Annotated in this window: 29 protein-coding genes; 13 read left to right on the top strand and 16 right to left on the bottom strand. The window is 69.9% G+C overall.

What is annotated here, in order from left to right; all coding sequences use genetic code 11:
* Positions 1–160: 160 nt before the first annotated feature.
* The 11 genes from G6048_RS17055 (at position 161) to G6048_RS17005 (ending at position 5,230) form a co-directional block, all read left to right on the top strand.
* Positions 161–577, top strand: coding sequence for a hypothetical protein (locus G6048_RS17055; protein WP_165340400.1), 417 nt, complete (start codon positions 161–163; stop codon positions 575–577).
* Positions 505–897, top strand: a complete 393-nt coding sequence (locus tag G6048_RS17050) for a hypothetical protein (RefSeq protein WP_165340399.1) — start codon at positions 505–507, stop codon at positions 895–897. The genes G6048_RS17055 and G6048_RS17050 overlap by 73 nt, the downstream gene beginning before the upstream one ends.
* Positions 894–1,181, top strand: coding sequence for a hypothetical protein (locus G6048_RS17045; protein WP_206341680.1), 288 nt, complete (start codon positions 894–896; stop codon positions 1,179–1,181). Before G6048_RS17050 ends, G6048_RS17045 begins: the two co-directional genes overlap by 4 nt.
* The gene (locus G6048_RS17040) at positions 1,178–1,687 is read left to right on the top strand and encodes a hypothetical protein (RefSeq protein WP_165340398.1); all 510 of its coding nucleotides are present in this window, start codon (positions 1,178–1,180) and stop codon (positions 1,685–1,687) included. Before G6048_RS17045 ends, G6048_RS17040 begins: the two co-directional genes overlap by 4 nt.
* A 71-nt stretch (positions 1,688–1,758) precedes the next feature.
* Complete coding sequence (locus G6048_RS17035; RefSeq protein WP_165340397.1) at positions 1,759–2,106, top strand: DUF4326 domain-containing protein; 348 nt, start codon at positions 1,759–1,761, stop codon at positions 2,104–2,106.
* Positions 2,107–2,125: 19 nt separating this feature from the next.
* Positions 2,126–2,317: a hypothetical protein gene (locus G6048_RS17030; protein WP_165340396.1), complete on the top strand. Its 192-nt coding sequence runs from the start codon at positions 2,126–2,128 to the stop codon at positions 2,315–2,317.
* 70 nt (positions 2,318–2,387) lie between these two features.
* The gene (locus tag G6048_RS17025) at positions 2,388–2,669 is read left to right on the top strand and encodes a hypothetical protein (RefSeq protein WP_165340395.1); all 282 of its coding nucleotides are present in this window, start codon (positions 2,388–2,390) and stop codon (positions 2,667–2,669) included.
* On the top strand, positions 2,662–3,030 hold the full coding sequence (locus G6048_RS17020; protein ID WP_165340394.1) for a hypothetical protein: 369 nt from the start codon (positions 2,662–2,664) through the stop codon (positions 3,028–3,030). Before G6048_RS17025 ends, G6048_RS17020 begins: the two co-directional genes overlap by 8 nt.
* A gap of 99 nt (positions 3,031–3,129) precedes the next feature.
* Complete coding sequence (locus tag G6048_RS17015) at positions 3,130–3,756, top strand: helix-turn-helix domain-containing protein (protein ID WP_165340393.1); 627 nt, start codon at positions 3,130–3,132, stop codon at positions 3,754–3,756.
* Positions 3,743–4,129 carry a hypothetical protein gene (locus G6048_RS17010; protein WP_165340392.1) on the top strand — a complete coding sequence of 129 codons (387 nt, stop codon included), beginning with the start codon at positions 3,743–3,745 and terminating at the stop codon, positions 4,127–4,129. Before G6048_RS17015 ends, G6048_RS17010 begins: the two co-directional genes overlap by 14 nt.
* A gap of 231 nt (positions 4,130–4,360) precedes the next feature.
* On the top strand, positions 4,361–5,230 hold the full coding sequence (locus G6048_RS17005) for a hypothetical protein (RefSeq protein WP_165340391.1): 870 nt from the start codon (positions 4,361–4,363) through the stop codon (positions 5,228–5,230).
* A gap of 17 nt (positions 5,231–5,247) precedes the next feature.
* Here the strand turns inward: G6048_RS17005 and G6048_RS17000 are convergent, their stop codons facing one another.
* Positions 5,248–5,493, bottom strand: coding sequence for a hypothetical protein (locus tag G6048_RS17000; RefSeq protein ID WP_165340390.1), 246 nt, complete (start codon positions 5,491–5,493; stop codon positions 5,248–5,250).
* 119 nt (positions 5,494–5,612) lie between these two features.
* The gene (locus tag G6048_RS16995) at positions 5,613–5,873 is read right to left on the bottom strand and encodes a GntR family transcriptional regulator (RefSeq protein ID WP_165340389.1); all 261 of its coding nucleotides are present in this window, start codon (positions 5,871–5,873) and stop codon (positions 5,613–5,615) included.
* Between the two features lie 156 nt (positions 5,874–6,029).
* Here G6048_RS16995 and G6048_RS16990 point away from each other — a divergent pair, with 156 nt between their 5' ends.
* The gene (locus G6048_RS16990; RefSeq protein ID WP_165340388.1) at positions 6,030–6,230 is read left to right on the top strand and encodes a hypothetical protein; all 201 of its coding nucleotides are present in this window, start codon (positions 6,030–6,032) and stop codon (positions 6,228–6,230) included.
* Between the two features lie 481 nt (positions 6,231–6,711).
* Here G6048_RS16990 and G6048_RS16985 read toward each other — a convergent pair whose 3' ends face one another.
* The 13 genes from G6048_RS16985 to G6048_RS16925 all read right to left on the bottom strand — a co-directional run bounded on the left by G6048_RS16985 (position 6,712) and on the right by G6048_RS16925 (position 12,810).
* Positions 6,712–8,820, bottom strand: coding sequence for an FtsK/SpoIIIE domain-containing protein (locus G6048_RS16985; protein ID WP_165340387.1), 2,109 nt, complete (start codon positions 8,818–8,820; stop codon positions 6,712–6,714).
* Between the two features lie 84 nt (positions 8,821–8,904).
* Entirely contained in the window at positions 8,905–9,099 is a 195-nt protein-coding gene (locus G6048_RS16980; protein WP_165340386.1) for a DUF6257 family protein, read from the bottom strand.
* Complete coding sequence (locus G6048_RS16975) at positions 9,092–9,301, bottom strand: hypothetical protein (protein WP_165340385.1); 210 nt, start codon at positions 9,299–9,301, stop codon at positions 9,092–9,094. Before G6048_RS16975 ends, G6048_RS16980 begins: the two co-directional genes overlap by 8 nt.
* A gap of 42 nt (positions 9,302–9,343) precedes the next feature.
* Entirely contained in the window at positions 9,344–9,541 is a 198-nt protein-coding gene (locus tag G6048_RS16970) for a hypothetical protein (protein WP_165340384.1), read from the bottom strand.
* An 88-nt stretch (positions 9,542–9,629) separates the two neighbouring features.
* Positions 9,630–9,938: a hypothetical protein gene (locus tag G6048_RS16965; protein WP_165340383.1), complete on the bottom strand. Its 309-nt coding sequence runs from the start codon at positions 9,936–9,938 to the stop codon at positions 9,630–9,632.
* A 3-nt stretch (positions 9,939–9,941) separates the two neighbouring features.
* On the bottom strand, positions 9,942–10,157 hold the full coding sequence (locus G6048_RS16960; RefSeq protein ID WP_165340382.1) for a hypothetical protein: 216 nt from the start codon (positions 10,155–10,157) through the stop codon (positions 9,942–9,944).
* A complete protein-coding gene (locus tag G6048_RS16955; protein WP_165340381.1) occupies positions 10,154–10,327 on the bottom strand; it encodes a hypothetical protein in 174 nt (57 codons plus the stop codon). Before G6048_RS16955 ends, G6048_RS16960 begins: the two co-directional genes overlap by 4 nt.
* Complete coding sequence (locus tag G6048_RS16950) at positions 10,324–11,256, bottom strand: hypothetical protein (protein ID WP_165340380.1); 933 nt, start codon at positions 11,254–11,256, stop codon at positions 10,324–10,326. The genes G6048_RS16955 and G6048_RS16950 overlap by 4 nt, the downstream gene beginning before the upstream one ends.
* Positions 11,253–11,447, bottom strand: coding sequence for a hypothetical protein (locus G6048_RS16945; RefSeq protein ID WP_165340379.1), 195 nt, complete (start codon positions 11,445–11,447; stop codon positions 11,253–11,255). The genes G6048_RS16950 and G6048_RS16945 overlap by 4 nt, the downstream gene beginning before the upstream one ends.
* A 73-nt stretch (positions 11,448–11,520) precedes the next feature.
* The gene (locus G6048_RS16940; protein WP_165340378.1) at positions 11,521–11,940 is read right to left on the bottom strand and encodes a hypothetical protein; all 420 of its coding nucleotides are present in this window, start codon (positions 11,938–11,940) and stop codon (positions 11,521–11,523) included.
* Positions 11,937–12,287, bottom strand: coding sequence for a hypothetical protein (locus G6048_RS16935; protein WP_165340377.1), 351 nt, complete (start codon positions 12,285–12,287; stop codon positions 11,937–11,939). The genes G6048_RS16940 and G6048_RS16935 overlap by 4 nt, the downstream gene beginning before the upstream one ends.
* Positions 12,284–12,568, bottom strand: coding sequence for a hypothetical protein (locus tag G6048_RS16930; RefSeq protein WP_165340376.1), 285 nt, complete (start codon positions 12,566–12,568; stop codon positions 12,284–12,286). Before G6048_RS16930 ends, G6048_RS16935 begins: the two co-directional genes overlap by 4 nt.
* A complete protein-coding gene (locus G6048_RS16925) occupies positions 12,565–12,810 on the bottom strand; it encodes a helix-turn-helix domain-containing protein (RefSeq protein ID WP_165340375.1) in 246 nt (81 codons plus the stop codon). Before G6048_RS16925 ends, G6048_RS16930 begins: the two co-directional genes overlap by 4 nt.
* Positions 12,811–13,065: 255 nt before the next feature.
* Here G6048_RS16925 and G6048_RS51395 point away from each other — a divergent pair, with 255 nt between their 5' ends.
* The gene (locus G6048_RS51395) at positions 13,066–13,839 is read left to right on the top strand and encodes a GntR family transcriptional regulator (protein ID WP_165340374.1); all 774 of its coding nucleotides are present in this window, start codon (positions 13,066–13,068) and stop codon (positions 13,837–13,839) included.
* A gap of 67 nt (positions 13,840–13,906) precedes the next feature.
* Here the strand turns inward: G6048_RS51395 and G6048_RS16915 are convergent, their stop codons facing one another.
* A complete protein-coding gene (locus G6048_RS16915; RefSeq protein WP_165340373.1) occupies positions 13,907–14,392 on the bottom strand; it encodes a hypothetical protein in 486 nt (161 codons plus the stop codon).
* Between the last annotated feature and the right edge of the window lie 51 nt (positions 14,393–14,443).

Below are 14,443 nucleotides of genomic sequence, written 5' to 3'. Positions count from 1 at the left end.
TCAGATGGTGTAGACATCGCGGCCTGCAAGGGCTGCAAGGGTCAGGGGGAAAAGTGGCCTAAGCGCGCACTTGAAGAAGTTTCCTTTTGCCCCTTGCAGCCCTTGCAGGCCGCTTCAAGCAAGCAGCAGCAGCCGACAAGCCGCACTGAACGGAGACCCCGTGATCGACGTCAAGGGCTGGGTCCTCCAGGCCGAGCGCATCCACGAAGACGACGAGTACGTCTACGCAGACTTCGCCCTCGACCTCGCCCGCGAACTCGGCTGGACACGCGCCCTCGACGTAGCCACGGCGCTCCGCTCGTACGTGTACGGCCAGCCCGGTGGCAGCGACCTCCACACCGCCATACGACCGCTCTACAACGCGCTCGGCTGGCAGCAAGCCGCGCTCGTCGCCTGCTGGTTCCGCGACGCACGCAACCGACCCGGTGCCCGCCCCCAGGAGCGCCGCAGCGGCAGGCGCCCCGGCGGCTGGCCCGTAGCCGCATTCCCGACCAAGGAGACCCAATGTCCGACAACCGCAACGCCGTTGAAGACCACGAGAACGGGATCCGCTACGGCGGCAAGATCCTCTCCCTGATCCCCGCACCCGAAGGATGGTTCGTCGGCACCCAGGTGTCGCAGCACAACCGCAAGACGAAGGAGACCACGCACGACACTCGCCAGATCTTCCCGCTGATCGGCTGGGCTCTGGTCGACGCGATGTTCCGGGGTGGATCCCGCGAGACCCAGGTGGAGCCGCTGTTCCTGAGCGATTCCGGGGCCGTCACGCACGCGACGAAGTTCCGCTGGGAGCAGGGGGCCGGGGACGTTGATGAAGACGGTTGGAGCACGTCGGTGACCGTCGATGTGATTCCGGGGCCCGCGGGCATTCCTGCCTTCGGATCGGTGCCGTCGTGACCGAGCCGACCACGTCCGCTGTCGAGCAGGCGGTCCAGCAGCGGATCGCCGCAGCCCGCATCAAGGTCCAGGCCGCGCGGGAGCGCCGCGATGAACTGTCGACCGCCCGCCGCGCCGGGTTGGCGAGACGGCACGCGCAGAAGCTCCGCCGGCTCGCCGACGCCGAGCAGCTCGAGGCCGACGAGGACGACCTCGACGACGGCGGCCAGGGCGACGAGCAGCACGACCACCAGCTTCCGGCCGCAACCGCGGCCGGCCAACCCGAACAAGGAGAAGCACCGTGAAGCTCACCGAACTCCCCGAGCTCACCGACGAGGAGATCCTCCAGCAGATCGCCGACACCCTCGACCACTGCCAGTACGGGGCCGACCCGTTCACCGCGGTCGAGCTCGACGCCATCGTTCGTTATACGCGGGATAACCAGGGCATCCCCGACGCCGTCAGCGGCCTGGACGCCGACGGCATCTACGCCTACTCGAAGGAGTTCGGGCAGGCGGACGCGGTCGGTATGGTCCGCGCCCATTTCCGCATGCTCAGCGAGTGGTCGGAGGCGTACACCGTCCTCAAGCTGGACGGGCTTCCCCGCGACGACGAGGGCGACTTCAGCCCCGCCGCGGTGCGGTTCCTCGGCCTCGAGCTGGTCGCCGTCCAGAACGCGGGCCGTGCCCTTCACTCGGCTCTCGCTGAGCACTGCCTCGGCAAGGACGAGAACGGCTACCCGTACGGGAGCCTCGCCCCGGCCGGCGGTTACCGGCACGTGGACGGCATGTTCTGGGTCGACCCGGCCTGACCCGCACAACATCGGCCGGGCCCGCGGTTATCGGGCCCGGCCTCCCTCAGACAACCACGAAGGAGACTCCGATGCCCATCGCTCACCCCCGCCGCGTACAGGTCGGCGGCAGCAGGTACAGCCCCAACGTCCCCGTCGGCGCCGTCTGGGCTATGCGGGAGGCACCCGGGCACGCCCGCTCCCTGTACGCCAACCCGCACGCGGTCGGCGTGTGTAAGCGGACGTGCCGCGGCCGTGTGCATGACCTGGATGAGGCCCTGACGCTGTACGCCGTCCACCTCGACGAGCACCCGGAGATTGTGCGGCAGGCGGCGACGGAGCCGGACGGGGTGCGGTTCGCGTGCCGGTGCCCGCTCTATGAACGCTGCCATGTGGATCTTTTGCTGCGTCGTGTGGACGAGCTGCGCGCAGCGGTGTGAGAGGAGCAGCACCGTGGTCATGAGCCACCTGCACACCGCCGAGGACGTGGCCGAGGAGCGTCGGCTGCTGGAGGAGTACCGGGAGATGCTCGGCAGCGTGGGCCCAGTGGAGCTCGGCTCGGAGGTGTGGAGGCTCCGTGTGGCTGCCTGCATGGTCGAGTCGGCGATCACGTTCCGGGCGGTCGAGCTCGGGCTGGAGACGCACGACTGAGCCGCACGTAATCGGCCGGCCCCGCACGAATCGGGGCCGGCCGCCCCAAGTCCATCAGGAGAATCGCCCCGTGACCAAGAAACCGCGCTTCACCCACGACGAGCACGCCGACATGGGCCGCACTCTTGCTGCCATCCGTGACGAGCTCACCCGCCGCTCCGTCCAGCTGAAGGGTGCCTACCCTCGATCGGGACTTGAAGCGGCACCGGCTCAGAAGCTGGATGATGCCGTGCGCGCTATCGATCAGGCCCGCCACACCCTCGACAGCACCCTGTTCCGCGAGCACCCGGACACAGCCGAGACGACCGTCTACTACCCGCATCCGGAGGACCGGAAGGTGTCTCGTGATTGAGTACGTCGCCCGTTCCGGCCCGCCGGAGGCCATGAACTGTCCGGCGTTCGTCTGCGACATCTGTCGCAAGCAGGTCGTCAGCGAAGGCATCGTCACCTGGGCGACGACCATCGGCCGCGACGGCGACCCCGGACCGCACCGGCAGACACCCGTCTACGTCGCCCATAAGGGGCGGTGCGGGCGTGCTCTTGAGGTCTGGATTGAGCGCACTTACCCGCTCGATGACGGCTGGGCCGACCTGTGGGACGACCTTGGCGACTTCGTTCGGCAGCTCGCTTACAACTTGACCCATGCTTTCGAGGACGACGCTGAAGGCACCTATCATCCGCACCGGCTGGTCGTCCCGAAGGAGATTCGGTGACCGGCTGAGCTGTGTGCCTTGGGGCCCGGTCTTCCCTGTGCGGGAGGGCCGGGCCTTTCGCGCGTGTCAACGTGTCTGTGTCAACTGGAGGTGAGCCTGATGAAGACCGATCCCGAGCGTGCCGAGCGGGACGAGGAGATTCTCCGTCTCCGCTGCGCCGGCCTGAGTTTGCGTGCCATCGCGTCGAGGGTGGGGCTGTCCCATCAGGGTGTGGCCGATCGGATCACGGCCGCGATCGCCGAGCTCGTCACTCCGGCCGCGGAGGAGTGGCGGAGTCTGGAGACGGCCCGGCTGAACGATTTGACTCGCCTTGCATACGGGGTGCTCGCTGCTGCGGATACGGGTGATTTGAAGCTGAAGGCGATCGACCGGCTGACGAAGCTTTCCGAGTCTCGTCGGAAGCTGTGGGGGTTGGATGCCACGGAGCCGCTGAGGGTGTCGTTGGAGCGGCGTAGCGACGTCGAGGGCGAGACGGTGGCCGAGGCGGTGGCGGCGGTGGTTTCGGTGTTGCAGCTTGATGAGGAGCGGCGGGTGTTGGCGTTGCGTGCGGCTGAGGCTGCGCTGCTGGGTGAGCCGTTGCCGGCGCCGGCGCCGGTGGTCGAGCAGCCGGTGGTGGACGCCGAGCAGGCCAAGCGTGAGGCCGAGTTCCGCCGGATGATGGCCGCCGAGGGTGTGGACGCGGACGCGCTGCTCGATGGGGAGGACGACGACGATGACGACCAGTGAGGCGGGCCCGGCCGAGCGCGAGGAGCAGCTGGTGAAGCTGCGCCACCGGATGGGCAAGGCGCTGCGGCGCGGCGAGATGGCGGAGTATGACCGGCTGTCGGCCTCGTACGGGCGCCTGAAGAGTGCGCACGTGCTGAAGGTCCACGAGGAGCACGTGGCGGGGCGGCGTGCGGCTGTGGCGGAGCGCAGGGCGCAGCAGCGGGCCGAGGTGCCGAAGCGATGGAAGCTGCCGAGTGGTTTTTCGAGTCCGCTTGCTGCGGAGAGGGCTCGGTCGGGGTGGCGTCCGCGTGAGGAACCGGTGGCTCCGGCGGGTGGACTGCGTCCGTGGAGGCGGTACGGGTCGCCGATGTCGGAGCGCATCTGGAAGCCGTAGCGGACGTGGTGGAGCCCGCTTCCCCGGCCGAAGAAATCGGGGGAGCGGGCTCCGGTGGCCTGCCCCGGTGCCGTACCACGAGGAGCGGGGCGGGCCGCTTGGGTGCCGCCCCGCCGTGGCATTGAACGGGGCGGCATTGCTGGGAGCGTAGAGGCGTTTCCGCGAAGGTCGTTCCGGTGGTTGCGCTACCGCCGGAATGATCATGCGGTGGGGGCTCGTACCGTCCCCGGCATGAGCGATGAAGTGGCCATCCGGGCAGCCGCGAACCGGCTCGGAATCACCGAATGGGCCGTACGAAAAGCCGTCCTCCGGGGTGAGTTGAAGGAACTTCCGGGGCCTGGTCCGGCTCGGCTGGATGCGGACGAGGTCGACCGGTTCCGGCGGGCCAGGCAGACGGCGGCTCTGGCGCGGATCGGGGCGCGGGGCACGGATCTGGTGCAGCTCGCCCGGGACGCGCGTTCTTTCCTCCGGCCGTATCCCGGTGCCCCGACGTCGGGCAAGGTGTCGTCGCTGGGGGCGGATGTGGTGGCCGCGTTCGGGGCGGCGGCGTTGCATGCTGCGGCGGTGCGGGAGGGCTGCGGGTGGTGTGCGGCGGCGATGGCTGCGCGGTTGCTCGGCACTGAGCCGCCGGCGTACGGGACAGCGATGCTGGCGTTGCTCGGCGAGCCGTGCGCGAAGGACATGAAGCGTTTCGCGGGGGCGGAGATGGAGCGGTTGCGGGCGCAGGTGCACCCGGGCGGTACGCCGCCTGCAGCGGCTCGTACGGCGCCTGTGACGGCCGCAGGGTCTATGGCTCCGCCCGTGCCTCCCGTGCAGCGTCCACGGTCCGCTCAGTCGCAGGACGACACCGGGAAGACGATGGTTGCCGCTCGGCTCCGGGAGACTCGGGCAAGGCTGAAGTCGGCGAAGAGGTCGGGTGATCAGCGCCGTGCGATCGAGCTTCGCCGGATGATCCAGTCCTTGGAGGCGGATGCTGCGCGGGTGGATGGGCGGCCGGCGGTCACGGCGTCGGCAGCTCGGCCCGGAACGCTGCGGTGTGGGCACGCTTTGGCGGCCGGCTGTTCGTGCCCGCGGCGTGCTTCCCGGCGGGAGCAGCGGTGACCGGGCGGCAGGGCAGGCTACCGGCGGCTTTGCGGGCCAGGTGACGCGGTAGTCCACTGGTCGGGGATGCGCCCGAACTGGGACAGGCCGGCCCGTGTGCGGGTGGCTGTGCCCTCGGCTTCGAGTTGCCTGAGTGCTCGGGCTGCTTGCTGGGCTGTGGTGCCGAGCAGCGCGGCGAGGTCGACGCTGGTGACCGGCTGGTCGGCGGCGGCGAGAACGGCGTGGGCGCGGGCGCGGATGGTGTCGTACACGGTGAAGGCCACGAGGTGATGATGCCGCGCGCCGTGGGTACGTGGGGCGCACCCCGAGGTGTGCGAGATGCATCTTGCACACGCCCTGCTCCCCGCCCGTACGTGGGGCGCGCCCTCGACGACCAGGCCCGCTACTCCTCGGCGGGCGCAGGCAGTGCGATCACGAACACGCCCTTGCCCTGCACGCCCTGTACCAGGCCCTCGTCGGCGAGGACTTCGAGAGCGCTCTTGATGGTCCGCCTCGACACGGTGCCGCCGGTCTCTTCCTCCAGCTCGGCCTGGGAGGGCAGGCGCCGGCCGACCGGGATTTCGCCGCGCCGGATGCGGTCGCGCAGCACGTTGGCGAGCTGCACGTACATCGGTGTCATGGCGTCCCGGTCGAGGTGGATCATGCTGTGACCGTAAGAGGACCGCCCGGGCGGACATAGATCTGCCTAGCCCGTCCGAGGACGTACCAAGACGTACCAAGTAGGTCTACGCTGCGTGAGAAAGCCCCCGCGCCGTGCTACCGGCCGGGGGCGTGGCCAACGCTTCCAAGGAGCGCCGACATGGCGGATCGTACGCACACCCTCAACGCCTCGAACAGCCCCAGCAGCTACGGCTGGTGCCGCTGGCACGGCGGGCACGCCGAGGACGTCCAGTTGATCGACGTCATTGAGCAGGGTTCCCGTGGGGGTGGCGGCCTGTTCGCGTGTCCGCCGTGCCTCGAGCAGCACGGGCTGGTGCCGTTCGCGGACCGGCCGCTGTGAGCCGCCGGCCTCCCTGCGCGCTGGACCTCGACGCCGAGCAGTACTCGGGGCGGGCCTGCTGTTGGTGCCGGAAGCGGCTCTGGCGTGGTGCGGTGAGCGTGGGCATATCGCGCGGCAGGATCGGCGCCGTCGTCCTCGACATCGAGGTGTACGCCTGCCCTGGGTGCGCGCAGAGCCCCCGGTCTGGTCGCCGTCCATCCCCCAGGTGAGTGCGGCCGGGCCGGGCCTGCTCGAGCGCGTACGCGTCTCCGCGCTCGGGCAGGACGAAGCCCCCGTCCTCGAGCACCGAGGCGGGGGGCTTGTCGTACGCGCTGGTTTCGGTCCGGCCGGTCTGCCAGACCCTCGTCACGGGCCCGTTCCGGGGCATCGGGGCGAGGGGTCGAAACTCGAAACTTCCCAGCTCAGCCCCGATATCGGGGGCGAAACCGGTTTCGGATCAAGGTGAAACCACAACCCCTTCCCGAAACCGGCCCAGCAGCCTCTACTCGCCCTCCTCGACGGCCGGCAGATCAGCCCACCGCAGACCCTTCGCGCCGCCGCAGCACTCCCGGATCGTCAGCTGTCGGGTCGACACCCGGAACGGCTTCAGCGCCACACTGAGGGCCGTCGACGCCCCGGCGGCGTCCATGTCCAGCCAGGGCTTGTACAGGTCGGGGCGGAAGCGGGCCAGGGCCTCGACGAGCCGGTGTGAGTGCACGGCCTCCACCCCGTCCGGCCAGATGGCGCGGAGGTGGTCGAGGACCGTCTCCACGTCCTCCTCGACGACGGCCGCGCCGACAGCCTGCCCGGTGAGGGTGCCGGCGGCGGTGCGCAGTGCGAGTGCCCGCTTGCCGATGTCCTCGGCTTCGGTCTGCTTGATGAACGCGGCCCGCACGGTGATGCCTTCACGGCCGCGGGCCAGAATCCCCGTGCCTTGTTCATCGATCGAGATGTCGGTGGCGCGTAGACCACGCTCGTATGCGGACGTGCCCAAAACATTGTTGTTGCTGCGCCAGTCCATGACGGCCAGGCACAGGCGGGTGCCCACTGACGAGGAGACGGAGGTGGGCAGCGACGGCGCGTCGGGGTTCTGGGTGAGCAGGATGAGGATGAGCCCGTACGCGCGGCCCTTCTTGATCAGCCGCGTGCACAGGGCTGCGGCCTCGTCCTTGTACTCGGGGTGGGTGAACAGCTCTTGCACCTCGTCGACGACGATGACGCGCGGTGCGAGGTTCTGTTCGGGGTACTTCTCGGCCAGGGCGCGGGTGACCTTGCGGCCCTCGGGAACCTCCGACGCGGGCAGGCTCTTGATGAACTTGGCCCGGCGCTGGTATTCGGCGATCCCCGAGCGCAGTCCGGCGAGGGCGGCCTCAAGGTCGTCGTCCTCGTCGCCGCTGACGTAGCGGTGGCAGACGGGCTTGACCGCGTCGAGGTCGCCGGAGCCCTTCAGTTCGTAAATCCACAGCTCAGCCGTGGGGTCGAGGGCCACGCCGAGGACGATGGCCAGGGCGCAGGATGTCTTGCCCGAACCGGGGATGCCTCCGACGAGGAGGTTGCTGTAGATCAGCGTCATGTCGACGAGGTTGCCGCGCGGGTCGAAGCCGTACGGGAGCGGCTCGTACACGTCGGCCTGGCCGTCGCGCATGAGGGGCCACAGCTTCCGGCCGGCCTTGGCAGGGTCGCGGCTCGCCACCCACAGCACGAGCCGTCCGGGGTGGGCGGTGCGGTCCGCTTCGGGCCACACCGTGGAGATGGGCCGGCGCATCGCTGCTGCCAGGGCGGCACGCTTCTCGAGCACGGCCGTGGCCTCGACACCGGGCGGGAGGTCGACCTCGGCGCGCCAGCCGGGCCCGTCGCGCATGACCTCGGCGGCGAACTCCACGCCGCGCTTGCCCTTCTTGCCCTCGATGCCGATCGCGGCGAGTGCGTCGAAGACCTCGGTGGAGTCCAGTTTGCGCAGCACGTTCGTGGCGACATACCTCGTGATGAGGGGCTTGTCGCCCTTCTTGCCGTACAGGCCTGCGAGGGCCGCGGCGGTGATGGCTGCGGTGATGGTCCAGCCGGGTACGAGGAACGCGGAGACCAGGGTGGTGATGCCGGTCGCGGTGGCCACGACGAGGGAGGCGATGCGGCGCGGCCGTACTCGGCGGGAGTGCTCGCGCGAGAGAGACAGCCATGCCTCGATGTCCGCGGATGCGGCGGCTTTGGCCTCGACGGGGCGGGCTTCGGTGTCGGCGACCCAGCGGCCCCAGCGGACGAGGAGACGGCCTGTGCCGCGCGGGGCACGGAGCAGCAGGCGGGCGAGGTAGACGGGTGCGCGGAGCGCGTGGAAGCCGGTCACGTGCATGGCGTACGAGATGGTCCAGCGGGTGGCGTCGATGAACTGGGCGGCGTTGCGGAGGAAGGTGGGGACGACGGGCGGGGCTTCGGCGAGATAGGCCTGCTTCTCCGCCAGCCATGTGCCCTCGAGCGTCTTCTGCTCGGGGTTGTCGACGGGTCGGGGCTCGGCGTCCTGGACGACGTCGATGATGGTCTCGGTGAGGGTGTCCGCGACGGGCGGGGCGACGTCCTCGGGCGCGTCCTTGTGGAGTCGGATCACGTTGTTCTGCATGCTGGGGGTCCTGTCTCCCTACGCGGGTGATGGGGCCCGGGGCGGCCGGTCTTCCTTGGCCGGTGACGGCCGCCCCGGGGGTCTCTACTTGGTGCCGCGCTTCTTGCGGCGCAGCGCCTGCTGCTCGATGCGGGTGACCTTGCGTTGCAGGTCGGAGAGGTCGATGCGGCCGGAGCCGTCTCGATCGGCCAAACCCCTTTTGGACATGCGGCCGACCAGGGCGGCGATGCGGACTTTTTCGAGGGTCGTGAAGTCGGAGAACTCGAGGTCGTCAGACATCGGCGTCCTCCGTCTCGGGCAGGGCCTGGGCGATGGCGGTGTGGGCGCGGGCGATGTCGGCCCACAACGCGCCGGCCGCTGCGAGCGGGGCGGTCTTGTGCCGGTGGTCGTCGGTCCGGGCGTACCGCTCGGCGTCTCGGGCGTTGCTGGCAGCCCTCTCTGCGGCGGCGTCGGCCATGGCGAGTCGCTGTTCTCGGTTCACGGTGGTTCCTTCCTGGCTCGGGGTTGTCCCTCGGGCAGCCGGTCAGCTCTGCAGGTGGCGGGCGACGCGCGCGGCCTGCTCCGGCGTCATCGTCTTCGCGAGCTCCTTCGCGGCCTCCTTGCCGCCGGTCTTCGCGGCCGACTCCAGACGCTTGGCCATCACCCGGTCAGCCGCACCCTGCATCGCGGGAGCGAGAGCGGCATCCAGGCGGGCGTTGAAGTCCTTCAGCGGATCGGACATGCGGGTTCCTCTCGGGTTGTGGGCTGGCCGGTTGGCCGGCCTCACCGCACCTGCACGGTCGTTACGGCCGTGCAGGACGGAGAGACCGTCAGCGGCCCTTCTGGTAGTCGCGGTACAGGCCGCGGAGGACGAGCAGGCAGCAGGTCACGGCCACAGCTCCGATCGCGACGGCGATCGCCGACAGGGCCAGGGAGATAGCGGCCACCGATCCGGCGACGGCGACCGCGACCCACTTCCCGACGTTCGGTGAGGACTTCGGCACCGGGTGCTGGCACTGCGGCTGCTGCTGGGTGTTGAGCAGCTGCTGGGCCTGGAGGGCGGCCGTGATGAGCTTCAGGTTCTCCGAGTTGTCTGCGGCCTCGACCGCAGCCTTCGCGGCCCTCTCGATGTCACTCACGGGTCAGTCCTCGCATTCGCAGGTACAGCCGGTGCCGGCGCACTTGCCGCAGTCGTGGCAGGTGTCGCAGGTGGTGCAGTGGTGGCAGCCGCGCGGGACCGGCGGCCAGCAGTCGCAGCCGGTGGGCTGCCAGGGGTCGGGGGAGCCGAAGAGTCCGTACTGTCCGGTGACCGGCTGCTCGGGGGCGCGTTTCGGGGTGCGGATCCGGCGGGTACTCATGCGGTCCACCCCCTCGACCGGGCCAGGCGCGGGCCGATGAGGTGACCGGCGGCGAACGCGACGGTGACCGGCTGCACCAGCACGGGCAGCACTCCGGCGAGCGGCACGGACGGCAGGCCGAAGACGAGCCACAGCACGCCGAGGACGGCCCCGAACGCGATCGGCTTCACGACCGCTCACCACCCTCGGCGAGCTGCTTCTCACGGTCGTACAGGGCGTCGATGACGTCCCATCCGCCCGACAGTCCACGGGCGTTCATCTCGCCCCGCATGACCTCCCGGAACCGGCGCTTCGACGGCGGCGGATTGGTGGCGTACAGCTGCGCGGCCAGCAACGCGACCGCCTTGTTGTTGGCCTCCCGCTCGGCGTGACCGTCACGCGTGACCGCACCCGTGACCGGAAGGCCGGAACCCCCCGTGCCAAGTGCGGAAATGCCGTCGGTCACACCCCCCGACAGGAGGGCCTCCAGCTCGCCGTCGGAGACCAGCGGCGGCAGGGCGGTCACGGTGTCGGTCACGGGGTGCTGGTCGATGATTTCGGCGTGGGCTTCCAGCGCCTGGTGGACGGTCGTAGCGGCTTCCGCTTCGGCCTTCCGGGTGCGCTTGACGATGTCCGCGGCGGCCTTCGTCTCGTCGGCGCGCGCCGTGGCTATGGCACGGGAGACGGCGATGCGGTCGCGGGTGATGGAGCGGGCCCGGTCGATGGCCGACTGTGCGCGGGGGCTGATGCGGGTTGTGTCCCGGTCGATGGCCATGACGAGGGTGACCTTCGCGAGGACCGGGACCAGGCCGCCGACGGCCGCGGCGAGGAGGTCGGCGGCGAGGAGTCCGTGGACGACGAGGACCGCCACCGTGAGCGGGAGGAACACCCAGCCCATGACCTTCGGGAGGCGGGCGCTGGTGCCCTGCCGGCGGTGCGCGGTCTCCATGGCGAGCCCGTACAGCCACACCGCGTCGTAGAGGACGGCGACGGAGTAGGCGAAGGCGGGGTGGGCGGTCGCGGTGAGGATGCTGCCGATGGCGGCGACGGCCCACACGATGGCGATGGCGGTGAGGACGGCGGGCAGGGCCCAGGTGCCGGCCTTCTTGAGGTTGTTCACAGAAGGTCTCCTTCGCAGCGGCGGGCGATGGCGTGGCCGATCAGGTTCGAGCCGTGCCGGTCGCGGGCGGCGTTGGTGATGACGAGGTGGGCGAACAGTGCCTCGACGGGCGGGAGCGGCCGGGCCGACCGGCCCGCCGCGCGGATGGCGGCGGACTCGGTCGGACGGGCGATGGGCCAGCGGGCGGTCATTTGCCAGACCCCTTGCGGGACCGGCGGTTGACCTCGGCGAGCTTCCGGCGGAGGGCTTCGCGTTCGGCGGCGGTCACCGGGTCTCACCCCAACTCGGGTCGCAGATCACGCAGGCGTGGAAGGCGTCCGTCGACTCGTGGCAGCGGTCGATGCAGCGGCGGCAGAACGGTCCGTCGCCGTGCCGGTCGTGCCCGTCGTGGCGGGTGTCAGCCGGGTCGAAGACCGTGCGGCACTTGCTGCAGGACGTCTTCGGGTCGGGGCGCTCCCACGGGGTGTAGGTGACGGGCCTCTTGGCGGTCTCCTCACGAAGCCACCGGGCCGAGTCTTCGACGTCCTCGGGGCCGTGCTTGAGGACGCTTTCGAGGGCGATGACGGCATGGCTCACGCGGACGTCGAGGAGACGGGCGCGGGCCTGGTCGTCGTCGGCCTGCTCGGCCAGGGGCACGTCGAGGGCATCGAGGAGCGCCTTCAACAGTTCGCGGTCAGCGCTCACGACTCGCCCCCCGCCGGGTACGCGCGGTCGACAGCCGCGGCCAGCAGCTGCATCACCCGCTGCTGCTCGGGAGAGAAGGTGCGGAGACTGTCCCGGTCCATCTGCTCGCCGAGGGCGTGGAAGGCCTGCACGGAAAGGTAGGCCTCGACCTCGTGCCGCACCTCGACGACCGAGAGCGAGTCGGGGCTGCGGTCCCCCTCGACGATCTCCGCCCATGCGATGCCGAGGGCCGTCGTGATCTGCTCGCGGGACATCAGGAAGTCGACGCGCACGATCACATCCGGCTGGTGTTCCTCGTCGCCGAACGGGTCCGTCGGCCCGTACACGGGCAGATCGCCGACGCTCATGCCGCACGCTCCCTGTGGGTGAGGTAGCTGGCGACGGCGTACAGGCGCTCGATGGGGTCCTGCCATTCCGGCACGACCACGTACTTCCGGCCGTCGGCGCCCTCGGCGACCCAGCAGGTAAAACGGGCGGCGAGTTCGGGGTCGATCCTGACCAGCTCGTCGAGGCGCACCTCGAGCAGGGTGAGGTCGTGCTCGGCGAGGATCGCCCGCAGCATGGCGCGGGCCTCGAACTCCTTCGCCAGGCTCACGGCACGCTCGGCGGGGTTGGCGATGGCGTTCACAGCGTCACCGCCAGTTCGCTCGTCGGGATGCCGCGCTCGGCGAGGTACTGGGAGAAGGCGGTGCGGGAGACGCGGATGGTGCCGCGGCCGGTGCCGATGCGGTACGAGGGAAGGCGGCCAGCGGTGATCTCGCGGTAGACGGTGGTGGAGTCGACGCGCAGGGCGCCGGCAATGTCCTTGACCCGGAGCGGTTCGCCCTCGGGGGCCTGCGTCTGGGCAGGCGGGATAAGCTCGACGTGCATCTGGGACCTCAACTCTTGGATGCGAGGCCCTGGCGGGCTCGGTGTGCAACCACCGAGATCACCCCGCTGGGGCCTTTGCGTTGTCTGAGACAGAACGGAACTTGCGGCTTGTGCAGAAAGTGCCGCTAAGCAAGACGTTATAACGAGTAGGACGTATCCGCAAGAGTGTGACCGCGCGACTACCCAAAGCGGCTATAGAGCAGCAGGTCAGAGGCATGTTCTACTGGTCAGGACCAGTAGACAGAGAGGGAGATCGTGGCTCAGTTCCAAGGCAAGTCGGCCTACGTGCAGATCGCCGATGACATCCGCCAACGCATCCTCGATGGCGACCTGCAGGCCGGCGACAAGCTGCCCTCCGAGGCTGACTTGATGGCTGAGTACGGCGTCTCCCGCATCGTCATCCGCATGTCCATCGAGGCTCTGCAGAACGAGGGCCTGGTCCTCAAGCAACAGGGCCGCGGCACCTTCGTACGCGAGCAGCGACCGCTGCGCCGACGTATCTCTGGCGACCTGTACGGGAAGCGTCCGACCGCATCACCGATGAAGCGGCAGACCGAGGCCGAAGGCCGGCGCTCCGAGTGGGAGTACCAGACGCGCACGACCACCGCCACGAAGGCGGTAGCGGAACGGCTCGCCATCGAGCCGGGGGACGAAGTCGTCCGCACGACGTACCGATTCTTCGCGGACGATGAGCCGATCATGCTGTCGACGTCTTACGAGCCGCGCGCACTGACGGCCGGGACGCCCATCGAGCAGCCGGAGGGCGGCCCGATCACGGGCGTCGTGCCGCGCATGGACTCGATCGGGCAGCACATCACGGACGTCACTGAGGACGTCAACGCGCGTGCCCCACGGCCCTACGAAACCGAGCAGCTGCAGTTGCCCCCCGGCGTACCGGTCATGATCATCACTCGGACGTACTTCGTCGACGACCGCCCGGTGGAGACGTGCGACATCGTGGTTGCGTCCGACCGATACACGCTCAGCTACACGATCCCGATCCCGCCGCTGAGTGAGGAGGCTCCGTGAGTGCACTCACGGAAAGCAAAAAGGCCCCCTGCCCGACACCTGGCAGGGGGCCTTCGTCTGGCGCGGCCTACGCGGCGGTGAGGACGGCGGCCTCGACGTCTGCCGGGGCGGCCTCGATCTGCTCGACCTTGAGGGACGGGGCGCACGCCTTCATGGGGACGGGGCCGAGACCGAGCTTCTTGTACGTGGCGGTGATGGCGGCGAGGTCCGGGGTCTGGCGGGAGGACGGGGTGCGGAACACCTTCCATCCGCCGTAGATGCCGGCCGGGAGCTTGTCGAGGACCTTCTTCGCGGCGCGCTTGCCGCGGTCCGCACGCCTGGCCTGGTCGGTGGCGCGCTCGTACTCGCGGGCGGCGGCCGCGATGGTCTCGACGGCGGGCAGCTCGTCGGCGTCGAGGACGTCGGCCGGGTCCGGGGCCTCGACGACCTCGGCGGCCGTGGCCGGCTCGGTGGGGGCGAGGGAGCGGACCGCGTCGGCGGCGGACTCGATCAGGTTGCCGAGCAGGCCGCGGATGTTGCGGCGGGTGCTGGGTGAGGTGAGAAGGTTGAACACGCGGGTCTCCCTGGTCAGTCAGGTTGGTCCGAAGGCCCTGGCCGGTGTTGG

This window comes from Streptomyces ureilyticus (genome assembly GCF_011045025.1).
Classification (GTDB): Bacteria; Actinomycetota; Actinomycetes; order Streptomycetales; family Streptomycetaceae; genus Streptomyces; species Streptomyces ureilyticus.
This window is presented reverse-complemented; position numbering and strand designations above follow the sequence as displayed.